General features: G+C 34.6%; 1 pseudogene. It reads left to right on the top strand.

Annotated elements, in window-relative coordinates:
• Positions 1-135 precede the first annotated feature (135 nt).
• Positions 136-272 (top strand): annotated as a pseudogene (locus AAEY88_RS13665) (Vi polysaccharide biosynthesis UDP-N-acetylglucosamine C-6 dehydrogenase TviB); the annotation flags it as partial.

Below are 272 nucleotides of genomic sequence, written 5' to 3'. Positions count from 1 at the left end.
CAATTATATTATTGTTGTTAGCATTTTCTGCAATGAGTTTATTTCATGAGGTTTTTTATCAAAGAACTTTTTGGTTTGTACTTGGTGGATTGATTGCTTTACCAAAGAGTAAAATAATTTTTGCAAGGCTTAATGATGTTAAATAAAAAAGAAATTAAGATAGGCGTTATAGGTCTTGGTTATGTCGGGCTACCGCTAGCAGTAGAGTTTGGTAAGCAATATTCAACGCTCGGCTTCGACATCAATGCAGCACGATTGACTGAGCTAAATGC

Origin of the sequence: Psychrobacter sp. CAL346-MNA-CIBAN-0220 (genome assembly GCF_040309805.1) — a bacterium.
Lineage (GTDB): Bacteria > Pseudomonadota > Gammaproteobacteria > Pseudomonadales > Moraxellaceae > Psychrobacter.
The sequence above is the reverse complement of the archived record's forward strand: the minus strand, read 5'-3'. Positions and strand labels throughout refer to the sequence as shown.